Genomic DNA, 25,270 nt, shown 5'->3' with positions numbered 1-25,270 from the left:
CTAATCTTTCTCATTTGCAATCGACCCGGACTCCTCATGCCCCTTCCAAACCCGCTGAAGCACGCACTCTGCCTGGCGCTGCCCCTTTCCCTGGCTACGCATGCACTGGCCTCCGAGGCCTCCGCTGACGCCCCGAAGGAGCTGGACAAGGTCGAAGTCCGGGGCCGCGCGCAGACCCTGTACCGCGCCAACGATGCGGCCGTCGGCACCCGCACCGATACCCCGCTGGAACTGGTACCGCAGTCGATCCAGGTCGTGCCGCGCGAGCTGATCGACGACCAGGCCGCGCGCCAGGTCACCGATCTGTACCGCAGCATCAGCGGCATCAGCTTCTTCAGCTATGCCGGCGTCACCCTGCGCGGTTTCCGCCAGGAGAACGTGCTCTACGACAGCCTGCGCGGCGATCCCTATGCAGGCTTCTCGGTGCCGCAACTGTTCAACATCGAACGCGTGGAGGTGCTGAAGGGTCCGGCCGGTGCGCTGTACGGCGGTGGTGATGCAGGCGGTGTCATCAACTATGTAACGCGCAAGCCCAAGGCGCGCGCCGAACGCCGCATCGAACTGCAGGCAGGCGACAAGGACTTCCGCGCCGGATCGATCGAAGGCACCGGCCCCTTGAATGCCAACGGCAGTATTCGCTATCGCGCCGGCCTGTATGCCGACAGCGAGCAGGGCGTGCGCTGGAATGCCGACAGCGAAAGCGTGATCGGCGATGCCTCGCTGGCCTTCGACGTTGGCCAGACCGGCGAGCTGGTGCTGCAGTTCACCGACATCTCCCAGAACCTGGGCGGCAACCGCCTGCGCGGCGTGCCGGTGAACGATGCCGGCAGCTTCCTGACCGACCGCCGTTGGAACCACAACGAGGCCAGTGACTTCCTCGACATGCGCGCCAAGGTCGCACTGGCGCAGTATCGCTTCGCACCGCGCGACAACCTCGACGTGGACATTGCCGCGCGCTGGTTCAGCAACACCGAGCACCAGATGTACCACGAGCCGATGGGGCTGATTGATCGTGATCGCGACGGCGTGGCCGAGTGGATGACGCGCCAGCTGCGCAACCAGATCCGTGACAACGAGGCCTTCACCGCCAGCGGCAATGCCATATGGCGTATCAACACCGGCCGTATCGAACACAAGATGCTGTTCGGTGCCGACGTGTATCAGCTCGACGCTGACTTCACCGCGCAGACCGCCAACAGCGCCGACCTGGCACGCGGCGCCGGCCCAGTGCGCGGCATCGATCTGTTCAACCCGGTCTACGGCGCAAGCACCTGGCACGACTACAACCTGGCGACTCTGCCCTGGCGCAGCACCGCCACCCGCAGCAAGCGCTACGGCGGCTATCTGCAGGATGAGCTGGCACTGGGCACGCGCTGGCACGTGCTGGCCGGACTGCGCTGGGACGGCTTCAAGGATGAGGACCGCATGGGTGGCAGCAGCGTGGATGGCAACGATCTCAGCTGGCGCCTGGGCAGTACCTTCACCGTGCGCGACGGCCTGAACCTGTATGCCAACGTCGCCAGTGGTTTCGTGCCGCAGAGTGCCGCCAACCAGAACCGCGCAGCCGGCGGGCCGTTCGATGCCGAGCGCAGCAGGCAGTGGGAAGTCGGCATGAAATCCCTGCTGGCCGACCGCGTGACCTTGAACATGGCGGCCTACCGCATCGACCGCAGCAACATCGTGCAGGCTACCGGCGAGGTGATCGGCGGGGTAAACCAACTCGCTGCACTGGGCCTGGTACGCAGCACGGGCATGGAAGTGGACCTGTTGGCCGACGTGACCGAGCGTTGGGTGGTGAACCTGACCTACGCCTACAACGACGCACGGGTGAAGGATGCCGGACCGAACGGCATCACCAATGCCTCCGGCGACCGCTTCGCAAACGCGCCACGCAACAAGCTCGGCCTGTGGACGCGCTACGACCTGCCATCGATCAACTCGGCCATTGGCTTCGGCGCCGACCATGTGGGCGAGCGTGTCAGCCTGGATGGGCAGGCGGTCAAGGCTTACACGGTGTTCGACATGAGCTGGAAGACCACGTGGAAGCAGTGGCAGTTCCAGGCCAACGTCAAGAACCTGTTCGACAAGGTGTATGCGGCCAGCGGCTTCATCGAACGCAATGGGCATTTCCCGGGCGAGCCGCGGCGGGTGTATGTGCAGGCGGCTTACAGCTTTTGATCGGAGCCACCTACGTCGCCTGCATCTCCTGCCAGCGGGTCGCCTGCCCGGACGGCAGACCACCCCAATTCAGGTATCCTTGCGCCCAGTCAGCCACGCCTACATGCGACCGCTGCGGTGCAGCATAGACGTTGCCGACGGACGCACGATTCACCATGGATGTTTCAACGTAGTCACAGGGGAGAATGGATGAAGAAGTTTCTGCTCGCGGCGATCATCGCCGTGTCGCTGGCGGGTTGCACCACTAATCCGCCACTCAATTTCTCAGTCCCGAACGTCGGGGTCAGCAGCAAAAAGATTGATGGCGAACTGAAGTCGCTGACGGTCACGCTGGCACGTCCGGATGAAGCCAAGGGCAAGATCCCCGCGGAGGCCCAGCACGAAGTACCGCAGATGTGGCAGAACGCGCTGACCGAAGCGCTCAACAGGATGGCGGTGTTCCGCGACGACGCACCGGTGAAGTTGAGCCTGTCGGTGAAGATCCTGGCGATCGACATTCCCAGCTTCGGTGCATCGATGACCACCAAGACGATCGCCCGCTACGAGCTGATCGATCGTGCAACCGGCAGCATCGTCTACACCCAGGATGTCAGCGCATCCGGCGAAGTTCCGTTCAACTATGCCTTCGCAGGCATGGTCCGTGCCCGCGAATCGATCAGCCGCTCGGCACAGAACAACATCGCCCAGTTCCTGCAGGCGCTGGAAACCGTGGACATTACCAAGCCGATGTTCCCGAACAAGCAGGAAGCGCCATGAAGCGGCTGCTGGTGGCTGCATCCGTTGCTGCGATGCTGACGGCCTGCGCGCCGAACGTGCGTACGGACAGTTATTCCATCGGTTCAGTGGGACAGGTCAATCGAACTGTCGGCGGTACGGTCATCAGCGTCCGTGCGGTCAGTATTGACGGCTCACAGGGCGGCGGTGCAGTTGCCGGCGCTGCGGCTGGCGGTGTGGCCGGCTCCACCATCGGTGGCAGCGACCAGGCAGCGGCCATTGGTGCCATTGGCGGCCTCGTGGTCGGCGCGATTGCCGGTGCGGCCTCCGAACGCGCACTCTCGCAGGCCAAGGGCCTGGAATACGTGGTGCAGACGGAGAACGGCAACCTGATGACGGTTGTGCAGGGCCCCGATCCGGTGTTCATCACCGGCATGCGGGTCCTGGTGCTGTATGGATCGCCCTCGCGCATCATTGCCGATCCGCGCCAAGCGAAGACAGCACCGTAACTCCACAGCAATGCCCCTTTCGAGGGGCATCGTTGTATTGAGCACCGAGGGGGAGGTGGCAACCCACCTCCCCTGCCCACGTCAGTGCGAGCAGGACACCAGCATCGAGCGGGTGGCCATCTGGGTGGAGGTTCGGCACTGCGTCGGTGGTCTCCGTAGTCGCGCTGGGTACTGGCGCGCGCCAGGCCATCCTGTCCAACATTTCCTCGCTGGGCACCAACACCATCGAGATCTACCCCGGATCCGGCTTTGGCGACCTGCATTCGGCACGGGGGGAAACGCTCACCCCCGGCGACAGCGTGGCCCTGGCCGGACAGCCGTTCGTGGACAGCGCTACGCCCGGTGTGGCCACCACGGGCACCGCGCTGCGCGGCAACCGCTCGGCCAGCGTGCAGGTGCAAGGCGTCAGCGAGCAGTACTTCCGCTTGCATGGCCTGAAGCTGGGCGAAGGTGACTTCTTCGGCCCTGCCGCCATAGCCGGCTACCAGCAGGTGGTGGTGATCGATGCCAATGCCCGTGCCCGCTTCTCCGCTGTCGGGGAGCCAGATCAGACAACCCCATCGGCCAGACCCTGCTGCTGGGCAACGTGCCGGTTCGCGTGGTGGGCGTGGTGAAGAAGGATGCCGGCGTGGTCGACGACGCCTCGTTGCTGGGGGTGTGGTTGCCCTACACCACCACCCTGGCACGCATGCTGGGGCAGAGCCACGTTTCCAGCATCACCGTGCGCGTCTCCGACGCTATCAGCATGGAGGCGGCCGAGCACGCCATCGGACGATTGCTGGCACGCCGCCACGGCAGCACCGATTTCTGCATGAGCAACAACGCGCAGATCCGCCAGTCCATCGAACAGACCACCGGATCCTGACCATGATGATCAGCTCCATCGCCGCCATCGCGCTGGTGGTGGGCGGAATCGGAGTGATGAACATCATGCTGGTATCGGTGACCGAGCGAACACGCGAGACTGGCGTGCGCATGGCGGTGGGCGCGCGGCGCAGCGACATCCTGCAGCAGTTCCTGATCGAATCGGTACTGGTGTGCCTGCTCGGCGGCATGCTCGGCATCGGCGTGGCCCTGGCACTGGGCGCTGGATTGGAGCTGGCCAACGTGGGTTTCAGCCTGGTGTTCTCCGCCAACTCGATTCTGGCTGCCTTCGCCTGTTCCAGCTTGATTGGCATTGGCTTTGGCTTCCTGCCAGCGCTCCGCGCCGCGCAGCTGGACCCGGTCGAGGCACTGGTTCGATAGCCCGTGAAGTTACCTGCAGTGACGGCAGGTTCGCGCAATGTCCACAGGCTCTACTGGCGCTACCTACAATGTCCGCAGAGGAGCTGGACGATGTTTCTGAAACCAGGAAGAACCGCACTGCTGCTGGCAGCGGCTGCACAACTGATGCTGCTGTTGCCCTACTCCGGCGACGCCCATGCGCAACGCGGCGACCGCTACAACCCGCAGTGGAGCCGAGACTACCGAGACCACGATCGTGACGCGTGGGATCGCCGGGAACGCGAGCGCCGCCACGAGGCCAAGACCACCGGTGTGGTGGTGGGCGTGGTGGGCGCGGCAGTGGTGGCCGGTGTCATTGCCGCTGCCGCCAAGCGCGAACGCGAGACCCGCGAACGCGCCGATTACTGCATTCGCCGCTACGGCAACTATGACCGCCGCAGCGATACCTATCGCGGCGCCGACTGCTACACCTATCCCTGCCACAGTAAGGAAGAAGCCAGTGTGGTGCCGGAGATTGCGAAGTACTTTGCGGGCCTGGACACCGATGGCGATGGTTTTCTGTCGCTGAAGGAAATGCAGCAGGCCATGGTGGCCGCGCAGACCGCAGACGCGCCAACAAAGTAAATCCAGGGCGGCGCGCTGAAGATGGATGCCCATACGGGCGCGACGGGGGTTGAATGCACCCTCTTCCCACGATAGCCTCCGTGCTGCCCAAGGAGGGCTATCAACGGAGTGAAGCATGAAGATTGGATTCAAGCTGTCTGTTGCTATTGCGGCTGCTGCATTGACCCTGGGAATCGGCAGCGCCGCCGCGGAGTCCCGGTGTACCCCGTGCTACACCGCATACCAAGCCTGCCTCGCCACAGGCAAGAGTGATGATTTCTGCTACCCGCCGTTTGCCCGCTGCCTGCGGAACAGCGGCTGCACCGTCCCGTAAGTCACACCTCACCATGATGTGTGCCGGCCCCCTCCCGGGGCTGGCATTGGCGGCCCGGCACTGTGATTTCAACCCATCCGCATCGCAGGGCTCTCGCAAGCCTGCACGTCAATGTGCTGCTGGCGTTGCACAGCCGCCTGTTGGCGATCCAGGCTGGCGGCCTCGATCTGCTGCAGTGGCTGCTCGACCGGTGTCTGCACCGCCCGGTCCGTGGGCATGAAGGCCCGCAGATGCGCCGGATCATTCAACTCGCCCTGCACCACAAATACGTTGCGGCCGGCCGGGTGATCGGCGGTCTGGGCGCTCAGCAGCACATGGTCGGCACGCTCGAGCTGGTTGTGGCGCGCCAATGCCATGATGCTCGCCACGAGGCGCTCGCTGTTCTCATCATGGGTACGCCCAGCACTGGCATCGATCGCGGCCACGCCTTCGCGCACCTGCTGCATCAATGCGTACTCACGATGGCCGGGACCAATGTCGGCCAGACGGGTCGGTGCCTGTGCGGGATCCGGCACAGCGTCCACCGCTGCGGTAAGCGGGCTGCGGGTAATGGTCCGGTACGGGTCGTCCGGGTGGAACTGGGTGCGCTTCTCCTGCCGCTCCAGACGAACCTCGCGGGCGTCGTTGAGTTCGGCGATGCGTGCGGGATCGGTGATCTCGCGCAGCGACAGGTGGCCGCCAGCCGCGCTGACACTGGCCCATTTCCTGTCGGCTTCGAAGTACATCGCGTAGTAGCTGGTGCCACCGATGACGTTTGGATCGACCGCCGAGCGGCCCTCCAGTGCCTGGGTGGCTTCCAGCACGCTCAACCGGGTCAGGTATTGCCCGCCCTTCGCCCATCCCATCTGGCTGATGGCATCGACGCTGGTGTTGCCTACGCGCGGGCCCCCGGCGTAGTCATTGTTGAGCATGTTGGTCCAGATCTGTTCCAGCTTCTCCGGGCCACTCTTCTGCTCGGCCGCCTCCAGCAGCACGCGCGGCGTCCAGCAGTTGGGATCAAGCTCATGCCGTTCAAATGCCCGGTCGTGGGCCAGCATCACATCCTTGCCGGGGAGATTCAGTGCCAGGTCTGGGCGGCGCTCGTTCATCCACTGCTGCCGCAATTCAAGATCTCTTTCGAGCAGGGTCTGCCCAAAGGACTCCCACCGCCGCTCGCTCAACCGTGCATTTGAGAAACGCGATCCCTCATCCTGCTGGGTCTTCGCATAGTTCTGTGCGTAGCTGTTTGCAACGCGGCCTGGCAGGCTATCGTTGCGAACGACACCCAGTGCCAGCGTCCCGTAGCCATCGGCTCCCGGCAGTTGTGACAGGTAGTTCCAGTAAAGCTCGCGGTTGCCGTCTCTGGCATAGCTGCCAAGCACTCTGAGATCGCGTTCGGTCAATCCACTCATACCCTGTCCCTTCTCTTCCTTGATTCACCGATCACTGTGACCGCGTGCGCGCGATGACATCCCTGACAGCCTCTTCCATACGCTTCCAGTCCTTCAGAAACGCTCTCTTGTAGTCCAGGCTGACGGACAGCTTGTTGTCGATGTCCACGAAATAATGAACGCAACCGGCTGCCACTTCTCCTGGCTCACTGATCACCTCGCTTCCCTCCAGCCGCACGCCGTCGCGTCGGAATTCCTCGCCGTCACATTTGATGAACGAGCTGATCCGGCCGTCGGCCTGGCGTGCGATGTACCAGTCTCTCTCGTAGGCAGGATTGCGGACAGGCGGCTTCCCATACCGGGCCTCATACTTCTTCGCGTACAACACCATCTTCCCTTCATCGATTGCATAGGGCGTCAGGCCCAAGGTCTCCGGCTGTGCGACGCGTTGATCGAGACGGTCCCTGGGATCCTCCCTTTCCACAGAGCCCTCCTCCGTGATGGCTTCATTTGAGGAAAGCCTTGAAAGCGAAGTCTCAATTGGAATGCGATCGATATAGTTGATACGGACAGCAATCTCCTTGCGGAAATCATTCGTACGCGGATTCGCCCGGGCACCCGGCGGTGTCGGCGTCATGCCCGGCCACTCGATGACCAGCGTCACGCCCTCGCCCGGCCACGGTGCGATCTGGCTGTCCAGGTAGTTGGCCGGAATGCGGAAGGTGTTCGGCCCCAGCTTCACGTCTACGGGGGCATCGGTATAGGTATGGCCGTTGATCGTGCGACCGGTCTGGGTTGCGCCGGACATGGCGGGATTCCTTTCGTGTTCGGTGGACGGCGGCCGTGCGCACGCGCCGGCACTCACTACGACGGCAAGTGCGAGCGTCAGGCAACGGCCAAGGGACATCACGTGCATGGGCATTCCATTGCGGGGTTCCGGCGCCACTATAGGCAACCGGGCGCCAACGGAACAGGAACCGCATCGCAGCCCTTCACGGCACGAGGCAGCGCTCCACCTGCAGCGACAGCACCTGGCAGGCGTTGAACAGGCCCTCGACCACCGCTGCGGACGGGCAGCAGGCAGGATCGTCGTTCTCCCGCGCCACATGCGCGGCGTGCAGCACCGCGGTCAACGCCGTGATGCCCGACGCGCTGCGGGTGGCCAGGGCCATGTCGAAGGCGCGGCCGGGGCTCAGGCACATTTCACTCCAGATCTCGCCATCGGCGCGCAGGTTCCTGCCGTGGCCTTTCAGGTGTGCAAAGAATGCCGATGGCGTGACGAGATCGGCAGATTCGCGGAGCGCGTCCTCCAGCGTTTCGGCCAAGGCAGCGGGAAGATCGCGCGCGGCGGCGCCCAGCAGCGCGTGCAGGCGGGGATGATCGGCCAGACATTCGGGCATGACGGCAACCTCACGATGTGGCCACCTGCAGATGCAAGGTGGCGGACGGTGCGGGTTGGCGTGCCGGATACATGATGCAAGAAGCCGGCGGATCGAGAGATCCCCACGCACCGTCCGCCATGAACTGGCAGGCGATGCATTGTCACGGTTGCAACTCTGGCTGCAACCGCGACGCCGCGCATCATGTACGTTCGGGACGCCAATCCCGGCCACGGCGAATGCCTTGGCGCGGCCATGGTTACCGCCCCGAACCGGCGATGGAAAGCAGGGAAATCCCGAGCGATCGCGCTGTTACGTTGGTTGCGTCAGCGGATGTCGAGTTGTCCATTGGCTGACGCGCTTCGCCAGCAGACGACTCCCGCCAGCGTGCGCTTTCCGGATGCGCTATCCCGCCGTATACGACACGCGTGCTGCCGGCACCAAAGACCCGTCGGTGGCTGTGAGCATTCGCGAAAGCCGGACGCAGCAAGCGCAACGCCGCTCAGCCTTCAGCTGTCGTCTTGAGTGCTCTGATAGCCCCGGTAGGTTTCACCCCACTCGCGCATGGCCAGAAGCACCGGCACCAGCGTGCGCCCGAACTCGGACAGCTCGTACTCCACTTTCGGCGGCACTTCCGGGTACACGTGGCGGATCACCACGCCGTCGGCTTCCAGCTCACGCAGTTGGCTGGTCAGCATGGACTGGGTGGCGTTGGGCACCCGCCGCGTCAGTTCCATGAAACGCCGCTTGCCGGTCATCAGATGAAAAAGAATGATCGGCTTCCACACGCCGCCGATCACCGACAGCGTGACTTCCACCGCGCAACCGCTCTTGCCATCCCAACGTTTGCTACGCATGCATACTCCGGAAAACCATAGTACCTACGGAAAATCATCGTTCTTGTTGCGATAGAGGCGCGAGCCTAGCATGGCCTCATCCGGTGAATGTGAGCCCCTCCATGACGTTCAAAGCACTGCTCGCCCGCAAGACGAACAACCAGGTTTCGACCGAACTGGTCGATTTCGATGAGGCCGACCTGATGGACGGTGACGTCCTGGTGCAGGTCGAGTACTCCACGCTCAACTACAAGGATGCGCTTGCCCTGACCGGCAAGAGTCCGGTCATCCGGACGTTCCCGCTCATTCCCGGTATCGATCTGGCAGGCGTGGTGCTGGAATCCAGCAGGGCCGACTTCAAGCCAGGCGACCGCGTTGTGCTCAATGGCTGGGAGCTGAGCATGGGCCACCACGGCGGCCTGGCACAGCGTGCCCGCGTGCGCGGCGAATGGCTCAACCGGATTCCCGGCAACCTGAGCACCCGCGACGCCATGGCCATCGGCACCGCGGGCTATACCGCCATGCTGTGCGTACTGGCCCTGGAACATGCCGGCGTGACGCCCGACAGGGGCGATGTGCTGGTGACCGGCGCCAACGGCGGTGTCGGCTCGATCGCGGTGGCGATCCTTTCAAAGCTGGGCTATCGCGTGGTGGCCGCCACCGGGCGACCGGAGCACGCCGAGTATCTGCACAACCTGGGTGCGGCCGAGATCATCGATCGTGCGCAGCTTTCGGAGCCGCGCGAGCGACCGGTGAGTGCCGCGCGATGGGCCGGCGTGGTGGATGTGGCCGGCGGCCCAACGCTGGTCAATGCCATCGCCGAAACGAAGTACCGCGGTGCCGTGGCCGCATGCGGCCTGGCGCAGAGCGACGCGCTGCACGGCTCGGTGCTGCCCTTCATCCTGCGCAACGTGACCCTTGCGGGCGTGGATTCGGTAAATGCACCGCAGGACGTTCGCCAGCGCGCGTGGGATCGCCTCGCTACCGACCTGGACCCGCAGAAGCTGGAAAGCACGGTGCAGCTGATCGGGCTTGCCGACGTGTTGGACGTGTACCGGAAGATCATCCCCGGCCAGGTACGCGGCCGCATCGTTGTGGATGTCAATGCCTGAGCGGGTGACCGCAACTGCGCTCGATTGATGCGTGTGGATGGAGGGCCGCAACGCGCCCTCCATGCTGCAGCGAATGGTGAACCTGCCGTGAAACACGCGGCGCGACACTGGCCTTTGGCCACCGCCGGTCGCATACGCTCAGGCTCCCACCGCTGCTGGACACCCGCCATGCCAATGACCGCATTCGCGCTTGCTGCCGCACTTTCGGGCCTGCCCGACATCGACTGGGAGCGCCAGCGCGCCGAGGACGCGCACCAGCTCATGCTGTGCCAGATCCATCGCGATGAGTTGCAGCAGGCCGAGGGAAAAGACGAGGCCTACCAGCGCGCAAAGGCGGTCTGCGACCTGCTGGCACGGGACTACAAGGATAGGTGGGATTTCGACGCACAGGATGCACTGGCGGCATCGGCGGTGGATCTGGATGAGCTGATCCGGCGTGGCGACGCGGTTGAAGTCCCCCCTGCAAAGCGGGACCGTGCCTACGAGTGATCCGGCAACTGCCGGGATGACGGTGCCGTCGTCCATCACGATCAGCATGTCGGAGACTTCGCCCTCGTGCCCTTGCTTCGCAGTGGTCACCAGGATCCTCAATGGATCCGTCCGGATATCGTAGCCGCCGCCGGTGTGCTTCAAGCTTCCCACGCGGTCCCAGTCGATTTCCATGGCCTGCTCCGGGATCCAGACGCGCCATGATGCATGCGCCAGGCAATTGAGAAGGCCACATGCAACGTCAAGGCCCCTTATCATGCGGGCTTAGGGGCTCTACATGCCCGGTTGACGCTTGCAAGGCAGTACCTGGATGTCTATGGAATGGCGCCCCTCGATCTGGGGCCAACGTGTGACTCGTTCGCCACACTGGTGGCTGCGACTGGAGGGCGAAAGCATCGAGCTGAACGTCGCCGGCCAGCAGTACCGGCAACGCGCGGATGACGATCACAGCGTGCAGGTCATTCCAGGGCTTTTCTGGTCGCGGGTCGAGCTGCAGACAGAAGGCGCCGCGCGGCTGTCGGTGGACGGGCTTGCCAACGCGCAGGCGTCCCGGCTTGCGGCGGCGCTGCAGCACGTGCGCTTCGCGCGCACCACACGCGGGCGCAAGGCCTTGTTTGACACGATCCTGGAGCAGATCCAGGCGTGGTTGAGCGCCGCGGACGCGCTCATCGACCGCGGCAGTGCCGGCCGCCGCTGGATCACGCACGAGCAGCAGCAGGCGCTGCTGGCCGAACGTTCCTCCCTGCCGCTGCAGCCGGCGGAGCTGGATCAACTGTTTCTTGATGAAAGCGTGCATGGCGACCTGCATTCGCACAGCCATCGTGCTGCGCTGGATGCCCTGCACGACTGGCAGCTGGACTGGCCGGCCGCCTGGGCCGAGGCCAACGCGACCATGGCAGCGCGTGAGCGGGTGCTGGCCAAGGACTTCCTGGACCGGGTCGAGAGCAAGCCCCTGACCGAAGAACAGGCCCGCGCCGTCATCTGCTTCGACAACCGGGTACAGGTCGTGGCCGCGGCCGGCTCGGGCAAGACCTCCACGATGGTCGCCAAGGCCGCTTATGCCATCGATCGCGGCTTTGTCGAACCCGAACGGATCGTGATGCTCGCCTTCAACAAGGACGCCGCCAAGGAGCTGGAAGCGCGTGCGCAGCAATGCTTCGACCGGCTCGGCATGGGCGACACCGTGGTTGAAGCCCGGACCTTCCACGCCCTCGGCCTGGCCATCATTGCCAAAGCGACAGGTCGCAAGCCCGATATCCCGGAATGGGCCGTCGACGCGACGCTGGGCTTCAACAAGCTGGCCGAACTGGTAGACGACCTGAAGGACCGCTCGACCCATTTCCGCACCCAGTGGGACATGTTCCGCCTGGTATTCGGGCGCGATCTTCCGCCGTTCGGTGCCGACATGATGGCCGATGGGTACGACCGCGATGGCACGCCCTACATGCGTACCCTGCAGGGTGAGCGGGTGAAGAGCCTGGAAGAGTGCATCATCGCCGACTGGCTGTTCTACAACGGCGTGGCCTACGACTACGAGCGGCGCTACGAGTTCGACACCGTGACAGACACCCACCGCCAGTATCGTCCGGACTTCTACTATCCAGACGCCCAGCTGTATCACGAGCACTTTGCGCTGGATGCCAATGGCCAGCCGCCGAAGCACTTTGCCAACTACAGCGAAGGCATGCACTGGAAGCGCCAGCAGCATATGGCGCGCGGCACCGCCCTGGTCGAGACGACGTCGTTTGGCCTGCGCAGTGGACAGGCCCTGCAGGATCTAGCAGAGCGGCTCGGCGCGTCTGATGTCGAGCTCGACCCGAACCCGGACCGCGAGCTGCCTGACCAGGGCGCCAAGCCGATACCGGACGCAGACCTGATCGGCCTGATGCGCACCTTCATCGCCCATGCCAAGAGCAACTGCCTGACGCTGGACGATATGGCGGCACGCCTACGGCAGATGCCCGAGGATCAGTTCAAGGAACGCTACCGGCGCTTCCTGGAAATCGCCGGGCCGGTTTTCCAGGCCTGGGACAACGCACTGGCAGACGAGCGCAGCATCGACTTCGAGGACATGCTCAACATGGCGGCCGGGCTGCTGGAACAGGGCCACTATGAATCGCCCTACGAACTGGTGATGGCCGACGAGTTCCAGGATGCATCGCGCGCCCGTGCGCGCCTGTGCCGTGCATTGGTCAGCCAACCAGGCCGCCATCTGTTCGCGGTGGGCGATGACTGGCAGTCGATCAATCGCTTCGCCGGTGCCGACGTTTCGGTGATGACCGGATTCCGCGAATGGATAGGGCATGGCCAGGTGCTGAAACTGGAGCAGACGTTCCGTTGCCCGCAGGCACTGTGCGATGTGTCCAGCCGCTTCATCAGCCGCAACCCCGCGCAGATCGCCAAAGCAGTTCGCTCTGCTGCACCGGAAATGGGCCCGGTACTGCAGGCGTTCCAGATGAACCGGCGCGAGGAGGTGCAGGATGGGGTTCGCCAGTACCTCGCCAAGCTGCATCAGCAGCTGCTGTCCGGGGCCGTTCCACAGGGCCGCAACGGGCGCGTGACTGTATTCATTCTGGGGCGGTATCGCGCGGATCGCGGTGCAGTGCCTTCTGATTGGAAGACGGCCTTCGGCAGCACGATGGACGTCGAGTTCCTGACCGCACATCGATCGAAGGGGCGCGAGGCGGACTACGTGATCCTGCCTGGCATGATCAACCGCAGCTTCCCGAGCCTGCGCGCGGATGACCCGGTGCTTTCGCTGGCAATGCCGGATGGGGATACCTATCCGCTGAGCGAAGAACGGCGGTTGTTCTATGTCGCGCTGACGCGTGCACGACGTTCGGTGGCGATGTTCACCCTGCGGGGCAAGCACTCGCCGTTCCTGGATGAGCTGGTGAAGGACGGAGCAGTGGAAGTGACCGCGATTTCAGGGGCGGCCATCCACGACGAGCGCTGCCCGGTGTGCAAGTTGGGCGTGTTCGTGGAGAGGAATGGGCCGCACGGGGCCTTCCGGTCGTGCTCCAGCTATCCGTTGTGCCATAACAAACCGAAGGATGGGCGTCGTGAATGAACACGTGAGCTCAGGTGCAGGCCAACAGCTCAAGTGTTCAGGGGGCCACGGCCTGTCAGAAACGTAAAACGCCCCTTCCGGGGCGTTCGCGGTATGGCGGAGAGAGTGGGATTCGAACCCACGGAAGGTTTGACCCTTCGCCGGTTTTCAAGACCGGTGCCTTAAACCGCTCGGCCATCTCTCCAATCGGGTCCCGGTCGCCCGGGCAGCGGCGTATTCTCGCACGTGAAGAGCATTTGCCCAAGACCACCTTGCCCCTGCCCTCCGCATCCGGCACGGTGGGGCCTCCACCGCACTCGGAGCCGCCATGGCCCATCTCGATCTGGCCAACCTGCGCACCTGCCTGCTGGACGACACCCAGCTAGCCGCTGTGGCCCTGCACCGCACCTTCGCCGGGCACCTGCCGGTCAGCAGTGGGCAGCTGGTGGTCTGCGATCCGCTGGTCCAGGCCGAGGCGCCCGCGCTGGCCGACTATACCGCCCCGCTGGGCCGGCATCCGGTCGAGATCATCGTGCACAGCGGCCGCCCGGCGCTGGCCGCGGTCTGGTTCAAGCCGCGCCAGTCGCTCACCGCATCCGCCCTGCACTGGCAGATGGCGCGCTGGACCACACAGGACCTGACCGGCCTGGATGAGGACAGCTTCATCGGCTATCCGGTCGACGCCGGCATCGGTTGTTTCATGGATACCGACACCCAGCAGGCGCTGCTGGCCCTGATCGAACAGGCCGATGGCGACGAAGAGAGTGAATGGTCGGATGCACTGATCGACCACGATGGCCTGGATGAAGGCGCCGAGTACCGCCCCTGGGGCGAGGACTCGCCGCACGGCCTGGTGGTGTTCACCAGTGGCTGGGGCGACGGTGTCTATCCCAGCTACTGGGCGCTGGATACGTCCGGCATTCCGGTCGCCCTGGTCACCGATTTCCTGTGCATCCAGGGCGGCGATGGGCGCGACGAGCGCGAGATCGCCGACCAGGCCTATCGCGACAATCTTGCACCCGAAGAAGCGGATGCCCTGGCGCGGCTGGTGGCTGCCGTGGAGCGAGACGACGGAGACGCACTGCGAGCCCTGCTGAAGGATGCGCCGCAGCGCGCCAACCAGATCGAACCGGGCTGTGGCGGCACTGCGCTGTTCGAGGCGATCCGCTTGGATCGTCCGCAGGCATTGCGGGTGCTGTTGCAGGGCGGCGCATTGCCGGCGATGCCAGAGCGCCTGCACATGAGCAAGGTGACCAGCTATCTGGACTACGCGCGCTTCCTGAAGAAGCCACGCAGCGCGGCGCTGATGGCAGTGCTGGAAGCACCCGTCGTTGCAGCCGAACCACAACCGGCCGCACCGCGACGCCGTAGTTTCTGGGACCGGCTGTTCGGCCGGAGCTGATCGGCGCCGGAATACAGCAACGCCGGGCATGGCCCGGCGTTACTGTTCAGCGCTCTCAGCCGGCATCCACGGCCAGCGCACCCAGTGCACTGGCCTTGATCCGCTCCTTGGCCTTTTCACAGGCGCCACCGCAATCCAGGCGCGAGGCCTCCAGCTGCGGCGGCAGGTGCTCGGCCAGGAAGTCGATGAACACGCGCACCGCCGGCAGCAGGCCACGGCGCGAGGCGAACACGGCATGGCACACGCCCTGCGGCAGTGACCAGTCCGGCAGCACCACTTCCAGCTCGCCGTTGCGCACGGCGTCGGCGCACACGGTTTCCGGCAGCATGGTGATGCCGAAGCCGTCCTTCACCATGCTCTGCAGCAGCGGAAAGTCGAAGCCGGCCACGCGCGGCTGCAGGTCCACCCGGCGCACTTCGCCTTCCGGGCCATGCAGCTCCCAGCGCTGGCGTGCTTCGTCCTCGCTGATGCTGAGGGTGACATGCTGGGTCAGTTCTTCCGGATCCTTGGGACGGCCGGCGCGGTCCAGGTACTTCGGGCTGGCCACCAGCAGTTCCTGCACCTGGCCGAAGCTGCGCATCACCAGGCTGCCGTCGTCGTCCAGGCGCGAACGCACGCGCAGGGCCACGTCGTAGCCTTCGTTGATGATGTCCACGCGGCGGTTACTGATGTTCAGCTGCAGCCGCACCTTCGGGTACTGCTCCAGGAACTTGGGCAGCAGCTTGGGCAGCTGCATCTGCGCGAGCGACACCGGCACGCTGGCGCGCACCACACCGCGCGGTTCGGCGCTGAGGCGGTCAACCACTTCGCGCGCGGCCTGGGCCTCGGCCAGCATCGTCTGCGCATGGCGGTGCACGCTGGTGCCGACGTCGGTGACCGCGAAACGGCGCGTGGAGCGCTGCAGCAGGCGCACGCCCAGGTCGGTTTCCAGCTGGCTGATGCGGCGGCTCAGTCGCGACTTGGGGATGCCCAAGGCGCGCTCGGCGGCGGCGAATCCACCGTGGTCGACCACCATCGCGAAGTAGTACAGATCATTCAGGTCATGCATGCCCGAGTTCCATATCTAGAACAATACGTGGCATTCAACCACCTTTATCCCGCCTTTGCAACAACCTATCGTTCTCTCCGTCGGCGGGGCACCCCGCCCCTTCTTCCCAGAACATAGGTGACTGCCATGAAGCTTCTGCATCTCGACGCCAGCGTGCTTGGCGACAACTCCGTGTCCCGCCAGCTGTCGGCCGCCGTGGTCGCCCGCTTCACCGGCCAGATCGACGGCCTGCAGGTCGATTATCGCGATCTTGACGCCAATCCGGTACCGCATCTGCGCAGCAGTTCGCTGGCCAAGACCGACGCCGCCGAGGCGACCGATGCTGAACAGGTGATGCAGCAGTTCCTGGAAGCCGACATCGTGGTGATCGGCGCACCGATGTACAACTTCAGCATCCCGTCTACGCTGAAGGCCTGGATCGACCGCGTGGCCGTGGCCGGCCGCACCTTCAAGTACACCGAGAACGGCCCGGTGGGCCTGGCCGGTGGCAAGCGGGTGATCATCGCCAGCAGCCGCGGCGGCATCTACACCGACTCGCCGGCCGACTTCCAGGAACCGTTCCTGCGCCAGGTGTTCGCCTTCATGGGCATCAACGAAGTCGAGTTCGTGCGCGCCGAAGGCATCGCCTACTCGCCGCAGCACCGTGAAGACGCCATTGCCGGCGCGCTGGCGGCACTGCCTTCGCACGAAGCGGCCGAAGCTGTCGCCGCGTAACGCGTTCCAGCGTTCGGCGCCCCTCTCTCCTCGTCTGGGCGCTGAACGCGGGCCGGGATCCCCTCCCCCATCCCGGCCCACCCTGGCGGCCCCGCTCTGCGGGGCCGTTTTTTCATGGGCGCGCTACGCTGGGGCCATGGACTACATCGTGACGGCTGCGCACCGCAGCGAATTTCCGCATCCGATCACCCTGCGCCGCGGCCAGGCGCTGGTGGTGGGCGAACGTTATGAAGGCCCGGAGGGCTGGGACGCCTGGTTTCTGTGCGAAGCCGAGGGGCAGCAGCCCGGTTTCGTGCCGGCACCGGTGATCGGCCGCGATGCGCAGGGTGGCGCGTTTGCCACGGAGGATTACTGCGCGCGGGAGCTGGATGTGGATCCAGGGCAGCTGCTGCGCGGGGTGCGCACGCTCAATGGCTGGGCATGGTGCGTGCCGGGAACGGGCGAACCGGGATGGGTGCCGTTGGAGAAGCTGCGCGCTGTGGAGTGATCGCGGTGGTTCATCCACGCATGGCGTGGATGTCGCCCGCATTGTAGATCCACGCCATGCGTGGATTCGGTGCCATGCGAGCATGGCACCCACCAAGGCCACAGCGGTGCCATGCGAGCATGGCACCCACCGATCAGGGAATCAGGCGATGGTTTCCAGGCCACCCATGTACGGGCGCAGGGCCTCCGGCACGGTGATGCTGCCGTCGGCGTTCTGGTAGTTCTCCATCACCGCGATCATCGCGCGGCCAACGGCCACGCCCGAGCCATTCAGCGTGTGCGCCAGCTCCGGCTTGCCAGTGGCCGGGTTGCGCCAGCGGGCCTGCATGCGGCGGGCCTGGAAGTCACCACAGTTCGAGCACGAGGAGATCTCGCGGTAGGTTTCCTGCGACGGCAGCCAGACTTCCAGGTCGTAGGTCTTGATGGCCGAGAAGCCCATGTCGCCGGTGCACAGCAGCACCTTGCGGTACGGCAAGCCCAGCTTCTCCAGCACCACTTCGGCACAGCGGGTCATGCGCTGGTGTTCGGCATCGCTGTCTTCCGGGCGGCTGATCGAGACCAGCTCGACCTTCTCGAACTGGTGCTGGCGGATCATGCCGCGCACGTCGCGGCCACCGCTGCCGGCCTCGGCACGGAAGCACATCGAGTGGGCGGTCATGCGCAGCGGCAGGCGCTCGGCGTCGACGATCTCATCGCGCACGATGTTGGTCAGCGGCACTTCCGAGGTCGGGATCAGGTAACGCGTGGAGTCGCCCACGGCGGTCTTGAACAGGTCGTCCTCGAACTTCGGCAGCTGGCTGGTACCGCGCAGCGAGTCGGCGTTGACCAGCAGCGGTACGTTGGTTTCCTCGTAGCCGTGCTCGCCGGTGTGCAGGTCGACCATGAACTGGGCCAGGGCGCGGTGCAGGCGCGCGATCGGGCCGCGCAGGACGGTGAAGCGCGAACCGGACAGCTTGGCCGCGGTCTCGCCGTCCAGCCAGCCGTTGCGGGCGCCCAGTTCAACGTGGTCGAGCACCTTGAAGTCGAACTGGCGCGGGGTTCCCCAGCGCGCCTGCTCGACATTGTCGTTCTCGTCGGCACCGGCCGGCACGTCATCGGCCGGAAGGTTGGGAATGCCCATCGAGATCGCTTCGATCTTCTCGCGCAGCTCGTCCAGCGCCACTTCCGAAGCCTTCAGCTCGTCGGCAAAGGCAGCGACCTCGGCCATGATGGCCGAAACGTCCTCGCCCTTGGCCTTGGCCTGGCCGATGGCCTTGGAACGGCTGTTGCGCAGGCTCTGCAGCTCCTGGGTCCGCACCTGGATGCGCTTGCGATCAGCCTCCAGGGACTCCAGGGCAGACACGTCGAGCTCGAAGCCGCGGCTAGTGCGCAGGCGTTCGGCGAGGTCGGCGGGCTGGTGGCGGAGCAGGGCTGGATCAAGCATGGCAGGTGTCGTGGTGGGTATCAGGAACGGGATTATCGCCTGTTATACGGTTTTCTGCCGCCCGGTTCATTCCCGCCGTGGCAGAATCAGGCTATTCCGTACTGGTCCGGTCCATGTCTGCACCCCGCTCGTCGTCCGCCAAGTCGTTCACTGTGCATATCCCGCGCAACGCCCTGAAGATCGCCGGCATCGCCTTCGGCGTGGGCATGCTGCTGTTCGTGGTGGTCTGGTTGACCGGCCGCGACAAGGAGTTCTTCCGTGCCGACCCGGCCGCGCAGACGCCGCAGGAGACCGCGCAGGTGGAACCGCTGCCGGAACCGCTGGCTGCAGCCGCAGGCTCCAGCGACATGCCCGATGCCAAGCCGGCCCCGGCAGAGGACGAAGCCCCGAAGCTGGTCGAAACCGCCCCGCCACCGCCGGCACCCATCGCTGAACCGGCCCCGGCCGCGCCGCCCCCTGCGCCGGCCGCCACCGGCAACAGCCAGCCGATGCCGATTGCCGGCCAGTCGCCGCCGCCGGCCTACCCGGCTGCCGCGCTGCGCGCCGGCGAGACCGGCAGCGTGGTGGTCCGCGTGGACGTGGATGCCACCGGCTACCCGAACAATGCCACCGTGATCCAGCGCAGCGGCTCACGCGAGCTCGACCGTGCCGCCACCGACGCCGTGCGCCGCTGGCGCTTCACTCCGGCGCAGAGCAACGGCCAGGCCGTGCCCGGCAGCATTGAAGTGCCGTTCGACTTCAAGACCCAGTAACTGAACGTTGCCCGGCAGGAAAACTGAACCCTGCCGGTCGCGTTGACGCAACGCTGACACTTCCCGCCGCTGGCCCGCGCAACACTCTCCCCGTCGTCCATTGACGGAAGGAGTTTGCGATGACTGCCACCACCCACGAAGACCTTCATTCGCCGCAGTTGCAGCAGCAGCAAGCCAGCGAACAGCACAAGCCCACGTCGCCCTGGATGTGGATCGCGCTGATCGTGGCGATGTTTGCCGCCGCGCTGCTCTGGCTGCGTCACTCGAGCCAGGAAGACGTGGCACCGGCACCGGTTGGCGAGCGCATGCTCCCCGCCCCTGAGCAGGCGCCGGTCGCCGACGCGCAGGCACCTGCTGCCCGCCAGACTGCACCGGCCAGCAGCCAGCCCAAAACTGCTCCCGCAGTGCGCAATCGCGAGGCGCGCCCGCTGGCAGGCAACAGCAAGCCGGCCTACCCCCCTGCAGCGCTGCGCAATGGCGTGCAGGGCAGCGTGATCGCCAGCCTCAATGTCGATACCCGTGGCCAGGTGACCAATGCCGCGATTGTCTCGCGCAGCGGTGAACGCAGCCGTGACCTGGATCGTGCTGTGCTGAGTGCCGTGCAGAACTGGAAGTTCCAGCCGGCGATGCGTGATGGCCGTGCGGTGGCCAGTGTGGTGCGGGTTCCGGTGGATTTCCGTACCGAACAGCGTTGATCGCGGACGAGGGGTTCGTGATGCTTAGACGGAGGCTTCGGCCTCCGTCCTTTTATGCGCAGACGCGTGCCAACCAAGGTTGGCACCCACCGGGTTGCGTCATCCGCCGGGCGTGGCCTTTCAGGCCAGATTGAAGCCGGCGCTGCGGGCCAGGCCATCGAAGTCCGGGAAGGACGTGGCGACGTTGGCGATGTCGTTGATGCGCACTTCGCCATCACTGATCTGGCCGGCAATGGCGAACGCCATGGCGATGCGATGGTCGCCGTGGCTTTCAATGGTGCCGCTGCCCAGGCGCACACCGCCGTGCAGGGTGGCGCCGTCTTCGGTTTCGTCTACCTGCATGCCCAGCGCGCGCAGGCCGGTGGCCATCGCTGCGAGGCGGTCGGATTCCTTCACCCGCAGTTCGGCGGCACCACTCACCACGGTCTGGCCTTCGGCGGCGGCGGCAGCCACGAACAGCGCTGGGAACTCGTCGATCATGTCAGGCACCAGTGCTTCCGGAATGCGCGCCCCCTTCAACGGGGCGTAGCGCACCACCAGATCGGCCACCGGTTCACCGCCCTGCTCGGCCGGGTTCTCTTCGGTGATGTCCGCACCCATCAGGCGCAGCGCGTGCAGCAAACCGGTGCGACGCGGGTTCAGGCCGACCTGCTTCAGGCGCAGCTCGGAGCCAGGGATGATGCTGGCGGCGACCAGGTAGAACGCGGCCGAAGAGAAGTCGGCTGGTACCACGATATCCGTGGCGCGCAGGCGCTGGCCGCCGCGCAGGCGCGCCTTGCCGGGCGAGAATTCGATCTCCACGCCGAATGCAGAGAGCATGCGCTCGGTGTAGTCGCGGGTCGGGTGCGGTTCCACCACGCTGGTTTCGCCCTGCGCGTAGAGGCCGGCCAGCAGCACCGCCGACTTGATCTGCGCACTGGCCACCGGCGAAGCGAAGTCGATGCCGTGCAGCGATTGCCCGCCATGCACGTGCAGCGGCGGCGTGCCGTCATCCTGGGTATCGATCTTCGCGCCCATCTGCGACAACGGGCCGGTGACACGGCGCATGGGGCGGCCGGACAGCGACTCATCGCCGATCAGCGTGCAGTCGAACGCCTGGCCTGCCAGCAGGCCGGCCAGCAGGCGCATGCCGGTACCGGCGTTGCCGCAGTCCAGCGGCGCATCCGGGGCCTGCAGGCCATCGATACCGACGCCGTGCACGATGCGCTGCGACGGGCTGGGGGTTTCGATGCGCACACCCAGCTGGCTGAAGATGCGTGCAGTGGCGCGGGTGTCTTCGCCTTCCAGGAAACCTTCGATATGCGAGGTGCCATCGGCCAGCGCGGCGAACATCACCGAGCGGTGCGAGACCGACTTGTCGCCGGGAATGGTCAGGCTGCCCTGCAGCGGCTGGCCCTTGCGGGCGATCCAGTGTTGCGCGTTGCTCATCGTTCGATCGTTCCGTAAACGCCGGCAGCGCCGGCGATGCATCAGGGAGCGGCGGCCGTGGCCGCCGCGGCAGCACTCAGGGCACGGCCACCGGATAGGAGCCCAGCACCTTGATCTGCGCCGAGTGCGCTTCCAGTTCGGCCAGCGCAGCCTGCATCGGCGCGTCGTCGATGTGGCCGGCCAGGTCGATGAAGAAGCCGTATTCCCACTTGCCGTGGTGCGACGGCCGCGACTCGATGCGGTTCATGCTGATGCCGTGGCGGGCGAACGGGCTGAGCACGTCGAACAGCGCACCGGGCTTGTCATGGATGAACACCAGCACCGACGTGCGGTCGTGGCCGGAGGTCGGGAAGATGTTGCGGCCCACCACCAGGAAGCGGGTGGTGTTGTCGGCATCGTTCTGGATCGGCTTGGTGACCACCTTCTTCAGGCCGTACACATGGCCGGCACTCTCGCCACCGATGGCCGCTGCGTCGTCGGCGTTGCGCGCACGACGCGCACCTTCGGCGTTGCTCGACACCGGAATCTTCTCGGCCCTCGGCAGGTTGGCGCGCAACCATGCCGAGGTCTGCATGAACGACTGCGGATGCGCGTAGATGCGCTCGATGTCTTCGATGCGGCCGCTGCGCGACATCAGGTACTGCTGCACGCGCAGTTCCACTTCACCGCAGATCTTCAGGTTGGAGGTCAGGAACATGTCCAGGGTGATCTGGATGGTGCCCTGCCCCGAATTCTCCACCGGCACCACGCCGAAGTCGGCATTGCCCGCTTCCACTTCCTGGAACACTTCCTCGATGCTGGCCATCGGCAGCCCCAGCGCAGAGCGGCCGAAGTGCTTGAGCACCGCCTGCTGGCTGAAGGTACCTTCCGGGCCGAGGTAGCCGATCTTCAGCGGCTCCTGCTGGGCCAGGCAGGCCGACATGATCTCGCGGTAGACGTGCACCAGCAGCTCATCGCTGAGCGGGCCTTCGTTGCGGTCCACCACCATGCGCAGCACCTGCGCTTCGCGCTCGGGGCGGTAGTAATCGACGGCAGCGGCGAGCTTGCCCTTGGCCTTGCCGACCTGGTGGGCGAAACGTGCGCGTTCGGCGATCAGGCTCTGGATGTCGCGGTCGATCTGGTCGATCTTCGAGCGCACATCGGCCAGCGCCAGTGGCGCCAGGGTGGGGGCCGGGTTCGAGGCGGCCTTGGCCTTGCCCTTCGCCTTGCTGGGCGCGCTGTCCTTGGCCGGTACGGCCTTCTTCGGCGCCTTCTTGCTGGATTTGCTGCTTGCCATCGGAATTCCTTGTTGCGGGGCACGCACCCGACGGTGCGCGCCGTTCATTGCTCAGCCGTGACGCTGCTGGAAATCGGCCATGAAGGCGACCAGCGCCTCGGCCCCGGCCAGCGGCATGGCGTTGTACAGCGAGGCACGGATGCCCCCGACCACCTTGTGCCCCTTCAGCGCAAGCAGGCCGGCGGCCTTGGCTTCGGTGACGAAACGGGCATCAAGCTCGGCATCGGGCAGGAAGAACGGGATGTTCATCCGCGAACGTGCCGCGTGTACGACCTCGTTGCGGTAGAAGCCGTCGGAACCATCGATGGCGCCGTACACCAGCGCGGCCTTGGCGGCGTTGCGCCGGGCGAACTCGGCCACGCCGCCTTCGGCCAGCATCCACTTGAACACCAGGCCGGCCAGGTACCAGTTCCAGGTCGGCGGGGTGTTGAGCATCGAATCGCGGGCAACGTGCGAGCGGTAATCGAAGATGTCCGCACGCGGCTGGCCGCTGCGCTCGAGCAGGTCGCGGCGGATGATCATCACCGCGATGCCGACCGGGCCCAGGTTCTTCTGCGCGCCGGCGTAGATCACGCCGTAGCGGCGCACGTCCAGCGGTTCGCTGGCGATGGACGAGCTGAAGTCGGCGATCAGCGGGACGTTGCCGGTGTCGGGCACATCACGGAACTCGACGCCGTGGATGGTCTCGTTGGCGGTGATGTGCACGTAGGCGGCATCGGGCGAGAGCTGCCAGCCGGCGCGCGGCGGCAGCGTGCGGTAGCCATCGGCCTCGCTGCTGGCCGCGATGTTGACGTCGACGTAGACACCGGCCTGCTTGACCGCGGTCCTGCCCCAGTGGCCACTGACCACGTAGTCGGCACGCTGGCCGGGGGCGGCGAAGTTGAGCGGGATCAGCGCCTGCTGGGTGGTGGCACCACCGGACAGGAACAGCACCGCATAGTCTTCGGGGATATCGAGCAGGCGGCGCAGGTCAGCCTCGGCCTCGGCGGCCACGGACATGAATTCCGCGCCGCGATGGCTCATTTCCACGATCGAGGCACCGGTACCGTGCCAGTCCAGCATTTCCGCCTGCGCCTGGCGCAGGACCGATTCCGGCAAGGTCGCAGGGCCGGCACTGAAGTTGAACGCGCGCGTCATGTCACACCTGTGGGGCAAGACCCCTAGTATGCCGCAGTGCACCAGCCTTGCGGCCTTGTGGCGCAAGGGAAATTTGGTTTCATTGGAATCCATCGGCCGCAGCAATGCGGCCGGTAGTCGCCAAGCTTGGTCTACGTACGCCATCAGGCGTCAAGCCCGCCGAAGCAGCGTGCCGACCAAGGTCGGCACCCACCAAGAGCGGGGAAATGAACGCCGTCCCGGTAGCGCGCGGGCCATGCCCGGCCGGTTCAGATCAGCGCGCGCCGAACCAGAGCAGCAGGCTGAGCAGCGCGGCCAGCAGCAGCGCACTGACCAGCAGCCACGGCCAGCGCCGGACCCTGCGCGGCGCGGCCGGCAGCACCGTTGCCTGCTCGACCTCGTGGCTTGCATCGTCCTCGACCGGCAGCGGCCGCCGGCGCGGATCATGCGGCACTTCCAGCACGAACCGGTGCTGGCCATCGAACACCACCTGGTCGCCGGCCTGCAGCCAGCAGTGGCGCACGGCCACGCCGTTGACCCGGGTACCGTCGGCACTGCCCAGGTCGCGCAGCAGCACGCGCTCGCCGTGCACTTCCACCCGGGCATGCTGTTCGGCGAAGGCCGGGTCATCAATGGCGATGTCGGCTTCGTTGCCGCGGCCGATCAGGCGGGCCCGCGACAGGGTGAAGCTACGGCCATGGTGCAGGCCGCCAACACCGCGCAGCAGTCGTTGCTGCTCGTCGCTGCCGTCTTCGGTTTTCGGCGCAGGCGCCTGCAGCAGGCTCTCGACTTCGCCCTGCAGCACCATTTCCACGCCATCCACGTACACCGCGTCGCCCGCGCGCAGCAGGGCCATCCGGCGCACGGGGCGACCGTTGACGTGGATGCCGCGGATGCCATTGCCAACCTGCAGCCAGAGGCCGCGATCGTCCATGCAGAATTGGGCCAGCAGCAGTGCGCCGTGGCCGGCATCACCGAGCCGCACGCTGCCGTTGGCCTGGCGCACGATGCGCTGCACCCCGGGCCGCAGGAGCTGGTCGGGCTGTTGTTGTTGACTGAAGTGAACAAGCAGGTTCTGCACGCGGCGCAGCCTAGCAGGTTGGCCGCCAACGAAGAAGAACCCACGATGAGTG

At 65.6% G+C, this 25,270-nt stretch carries 22 protein-coding genes, 1 tRNA gene and 1 pseudogene; 13 read left to right on the top strand and 11 right to left on the bottom strand.

The annotated features are described in order from the left end of the window. Positions 1-90: 90 nt before the first annotated feature. The 5 genes and pseudogenes from V3B30_RS03630 (at position 91) to V3B30_RS03610 (ending at position 5,249) form a co-directional block, all read left to right on the top strand. Complete coding sequence (locus V3B30_RS03630) at positions 91-2,178, top strand: TonB-dependent siderophore receptor (RefSeq protein WP_315973628.1); 2,088 nt, start codon at positions 91-93, stop codon at positions 2,176-2,178. 189 nt (positions 2,179-2,367) lie between these two features. Continuing rightward, positions 2,368-2,934, top strand: a complete 567-nt coding sequence (locus V3B30_RS03625) for a UDP-N-acetylglucosamine acyltransferase (RefSeq protein WP_100473235.1) — start codon at positions 2,368-2,370, stop codon at positions 2,932-2,934. Further along, the gene (locus tag V3B30_RS03620) at positions 2,931-3,401 is read left to right on the top strand and encodes a hypothetical protein (RefSeq protein WP_100473236.1); all 471 of its coding nucleotides are present in this window, start codon (positions 2,931-2,933) and stop codon (positions 3,399-3,401) included. Before V3B30_RS03625 ends, V3B30_RS03620 begins: the two co-directional genes overlap by 4 nt. A 140-nt stretch (positions 3,402-3,541) precedes the next feature. After that, positions 3,542-4,646, top strand: a pseudogene (locus tag V3B30_RS03615) (ABC transporter permease); the annotation flags it as partial. Between the two features lie 90 nt (positions 4,647-4,736). After that, a complete protein-coding gene (locus V3B30_RS03610; RefSeq protein WP_262083367.1) occupies positions 4,737-5,249 on the top strand; it encodes an EF-hand domain-containing protein in 513 nt (170 codons plus the stop codon). A 381-nt stretch (positions 5,250-5,630) separates the two neighbouring features. Here the strand turns inward: V3B30_RS03610 and V3B30_RS03605 are convergent, their stop codons facing one another. From V3B30_RS03605 to V3B30_RS03590, 4 genes are all read right to left on the bottom strand, one after another. After that, complete coding sequence (locus tag V3B30_RS03605; protein ID WP_262083368.1) at positions 5,631-6,953, bottom strand: XVIPCD domain-containing protein; 1,323 nt, start codon at positions 6,951-6,953, stop codon at positions 5,631-5,633. Between the two features lie 31 nt (positions 6,954-6,984). Further along, complete coding sequence (locus tag V3B30_RS03600; protein WP_100473239.1) at positions 6,985-7,848, bottom strand: hypothetical protein; 864 nt, start codon at positions 7,846-7,848, stop codon at positions 6,985-6,987. Between the two features lie 76 nt (positions 7,849-7,924). Continuing rightward, positions 7,925-8,332: a hypothetical protein gene (locus V3B30_RS03595; RefSeq protein WP_262083369.1), complete on the bottom strand. Its 408-nt coding sequence runs from the start codon at positions 8,330-8,332 to the stop codon at positions 7,925-7,927. Between the two features lie 488 nt (positions 8,333-8,820). Beyond that, a complete protein-coding gene (locus tag V3B30_RS03590; protein ID WP_262083370.1) occupies positions 8,821-9,168 on the bottom strand; it encodes a helix-turn-helix domain-containing protein in 348 nt (115 codons plus the stop codon). A gap of 101 nt (positions 9,169-9,269) precedes the next feature. Between V3B30_RS03590 and V3B30_RS03585 the strand changes: the two genes are divergently transcribed. The 3 genes from V3B30_RS03585 to V3B30_RS03575 all read left to right on the top strand — a co-directional run bounded on the left by V3B30_RS03585 (position 9,270) and on the right by V3B30_RS03575 (position 13,818). Continuing rightward, positions 9,270-10,259, top strand: a complete 990-nt coding sequence (locus V3B30_RS03585) for an MDR family oxidoreductase (protein WP_262083371.1) — start codon at positions 9,270-9,272, stop codon at positions 10,257-10,259. Between the two features lie 168 nt (positions 10,260-10,427). Beyond that, positions 10,428-10,748: a hypothetical protein gene (locus V3B30_RS03580; RefSeq protein WP_100473242.1), complete on the top strand. Its 321-nt coding sequence runs from the start codon at positions 10,428-10,430 to the stop codon at positions 10,746-10,748. Between the two features lie 316 nt (positions 10,749-11,064). After that, positions 11,065-13,818, top strand: a complete 2,754-nt coding sequence (locus tag V3B30_RS03575) for a UvrD-helicase domain-containing protein (protein ID WP_262083429.1) — start codon at positions 11,065-11,067, stop codon at positions 13,816-13,818. Positions 13,819-13,912: 94 nt separating this feature from the next. Here the strand turns inward: V3B30_RS03575 and V3B30_RS03570 are convergent. After that, a tRNA-Ser gene (locus V3B30_RS03570) sits at positions 13,913-14,002 on the bottom strand. Between the two features lie 123 nt (positions 14,003-14,125). On the opposite strand from V3B30_RS03570, the gene V3B30_RS03565 reads away from it, so the two are divergent. Next, positions 14,126-15,199 (top strand): DUF4241 domain-containing protein, encoded by a 1,074-nt coding sequence (locus V3B30_RS03565; protein WP_262083372.1) that lies wholly within the window; start codon positions 14,126-14,128, stop codon positions 15,197-15,199. 55 nt (positions 15,200-15,254) lie between these two features. On the opposite strand, the gene V3B30_RS03560 is transcribed toward V3B30_RS03565, so the two are convergent. Beyond that, a complete protein-coding gene (locus tag V3B30_RS03560) occupies positions 15,255-16,247 on the bottom strand; it encodes a LysR family transcriptional regulator (RefSeq protein ID WP_005410175.1) in 993 nt (330 codons plus the stop codon). A gap of 126 nt (positions 16,248-16,373) precedes the next feature. Between V3B30_RS03560 and V3B30_RS03555 the strand changes: the two genes are divergently transcribed. Beyond that, positions 16,374-16,961 carry an NAD(P)H-dependent oxidoreductase gene (locus tag V3B30_RS03555; RefSeq protein WP_049471397.1) on the top strand — a complete coding sequence of 196 codons (588 nt, stop codon included), beginning with the start codon at positions 16,374-16,376 and terminating at the stop codon, positions 16,959-16,961. Positions 16,962-17,097: 136 nt separating this feature from the next. Then, positions 17,098-17,448: a ligand-binding protein SH3 gene (locus tag V3B30_RS03550; protein ID WP_262083373.1), complete on the top strand. Its 351-nt coding sequence runs from the start codon at positions 17,098-17,100 to the stop codon at positions 17,446-17,448. Positions 17,449-17,589: 141 nt separating this feature from the next. On the opposite strand, the gene serS is transcribed toward V3B30_RS03550, so the two are convergent. Further along, on the bottom strand, positions 17,590-18,870 hold the full coding sequence (serS, locus tag V3B30_RS03545) for a serine--tRNA ligase (RefSeq protein WP_006452392.1): 1,281 nt from the start codon (positions 18,868-18,870) through the stop codon (positions 17,590-17,592). 113 nt (positions 18,871-18,983) lie between these two features. Between serS and V3B30_RS03540 the strand changes: the two genes are divergently transcribed. Both V3B30_RS03540 and V3B30_RS03535 read left to right on the top strand, forming a co-directional pair. Then, positions 18,984-19,622: an energy transducer TonB gene (locus V3B30_RS03540; RefSeq protein WP_100473247.1), complete on the top strand. Its 639-nt coding sequence runs from the start codon at positions 18,984-18,986 to the stop codon at positions 19,620-19,622. 119 nt (positions 19,623-19,741) lie between these two features. Then, on the top strand, positions 19,742-20,317 hold the full coding sequence (locus V3B30_RS03535) for an energy transducer TonB (protein ID WP_262083374.1): 576 nt from the start codon (positions 19,742-19,744) through the stop codon (positions 20,315-20,317). A 120-nt stretch (positions 20,318-20,437) separates the two neighbouring features. On the opposite strand, the gene aroA is transcribed toward V3B30_RS03535, so the two are convergent. The 4 genes from aroA to V3B30_RS03515 form a co-directional block, all read right to left on the bottom strand. Further along, complete coding sequence (aroA, locus tag V3B30_RS03530; RefSeq protein ID WP_262083375.1) at positions 20,438-21,745, bottom strand: 3-phosphoshikimate 1-carboxyvinyltransferase; 1,308 nt, start codon at positions 21,743-21,745, stop codon at positions 20,438-20,440. 76 nt (positions 21,746-21,821) lie between these two features. After that, positions 21,822-23,021, bottom strand: coding sequence for a prephenate dehydratase (pheA, locus tag V3B30_RS03525; protein WP_262083376.1), 1,200 nt, complete (start codon positions 23,019-23,021; stop codon positions 21,822-21,824). A 51-nt stretch (positions 23,022-23,072) separates the two neighbouring features. Then, positions 23,073-24,158, bottom strand: a complete 1,086-nt coding sequence (serC, locus tag V3B30_RS03520; RefSeq protein WP_262083377.1) for a 3-phosphoserine/phosphohydroxythreonine transaminase — start codon at positions 24,156-24,158, stop codon at positions 23,073-23,075. 253 nt (positions 24,159-24,411) lie between these two features. Next, a complete protein-coding gene (locus V3B30_RS03515; RefSeq protein ID WP_100473252.1) occupies positions 24,412-25,218 on the bottom strand; it encodes an FHA domain-containing protein in 807 nt (268 codons plus the stop codon). Positions 25,219-25,270: the final 52 nt, after the last annotated feature.

It is taken from the genome of Stenotrophomonas sp. SMYL41, from assembly GCF_036319965.1.
Taxonomy (GTDB): Bacteria; Pseudomonadota; Gammaproteobacteria; order Xanthomonadales; family Xanthomonadaceae; genus Stenotrophomonas; species Stenotrophomonas maltophilia_R.
This window is presented reverse-complemented; position numbering and strand designations above follow the sequence as displayed.

Coding starts and splice junctions, on each gene's coding strand:
- V3B30_RS03625 (WP_100473235.1), top strand. CDS start 2,368: ATGAAGAAGTTTCTGCTCGCGGCGATCATCGCCGTGTCGCTGGCGGGT.
- V3B30_RS03620 (WP_100473236.1), top strand. CDS start 2,931: ATGAAGCGGCTGCTGGTGGCTGCATCCGTTGCTGCGATGCTGACGGCC.
- V3B30_RS03610 (WP_262083367.1), top strand. CDS start 4,737: ATGTTTCTGAAACCAGGAAGAACCGCACTGCTGCTGGCAGCGGCTGCA.
- V3B30_RS03605 (WP_262083368.1), bottom strand. CDS start 6,953: ATGAGTGGATTGACCGAACGCGATCTCAGAGTGCTTGGCAGCTATGCC.
- V3B30_RS03600 (WP_100473239.1), bottom strand. CDS start 7,848: ATGCACGTGATGTCCCTTGGCCGTTGCCTGACGCTCGCACTTGCCGTC.
- V3B30_RS03595 (WP_262083369.1), bottom strand. CDS start 8,332: ATGCCCGAATGTCTGGCCGATCATCCCCGCCTGCACGCGCTGCTGGGC.
- V3B30_RS03590 (WP_262083370.1), bottom strand. CDS start 9,168: ATGCGTAGCAAACGTTGGGATGGCAAGAGCGGTTGCGCGGTGGAAGTC.
- V3B30_RS03585 (WP_262083371.1), top strand. CDS start 9,270: ATGACGTTCAAAGCACTGCTCGCCCGCAAGACGAACAACCAGGTTTCG.
- V3B30_RS03580 (WP_100473242.1), top strand. CDS start 10,428: ATGCCAATGACCGCATTCGCGCTTGCTGCCGCACTTTCGGGCCTGCCC.
- V3B30_RS03575 (WP_262083429.1), top strand. CDS start 11,065: ATGGAATGGCGCCCCTCGATCTGGGGCCAACGTGTGACTCGTTCGCCA.
- V3B30_RS03565 (WP_262083372.1), top strand. CDS start 14,126: ATGGCCCATCTCGATCTGGCCAACCTGCGCACCTGCCTGCTGGACGAC.
- V3B30_RS03560 (WP_005410175.1), bottom strand. CDS start 16,247: ATGCATGACCTGAATGATCTGTACTACTTCGCGATGGTGGTCGACCAC.
- V3B30_RS03555 (WP_049471397.1), top strand. CDS start 16,374: ATGAAGCTTCTGCATCTCGACGCCAGCGTGCTTGGCGACAACTCCGTG.
- V3B30_RS03550 (WP_262083373.1), top strand. CDS start 17,098: ATGGACTACATCGTGACGGCTGCGCACCGCAGCGAATTTCCGCATCCG.
- serS (WP_006452392.1), bottom strand. CDS start 18,870: ATGCTTGATCCAGCCCTGCTCCGCCACCAGCCCGCCGACCTCGCCGAA.
- V3B30_RS03540 (WP_100473247.1), top strand. CDS start 18,984: ATGTCTGCACCCCGCTCGTCGTCCGCCAAGTCGTTCACTGTGCATATC.
- V3B30_RS03535 (WP_262083374.1), top strand. CDS start 19,742: ATGACTGCCACCACCCACGAAGACCTTCATTCGCCGCAGTTGCAGCAG.
- aroA (WP_262083375.1), bottom strand. CDS start 21,745: ATGAGCAACGCGCAACACTGGATCGCCCGCAAGGGCCAGCCGCTGCAG.
- pheA (WP_262083376.1), bottom strand. CDS start 23,021: ATGGCAAGCAGCAAATCCAGCAAGAAGGCGCCGAAGAAGGCCGTACCG.
- serC (WP_262083377.1), bottom strand. CDS start 24,158: ATGACGCGCGCGTTCAACTTCAGTGCCGGCCCTGCGACCTTGCCGGAA.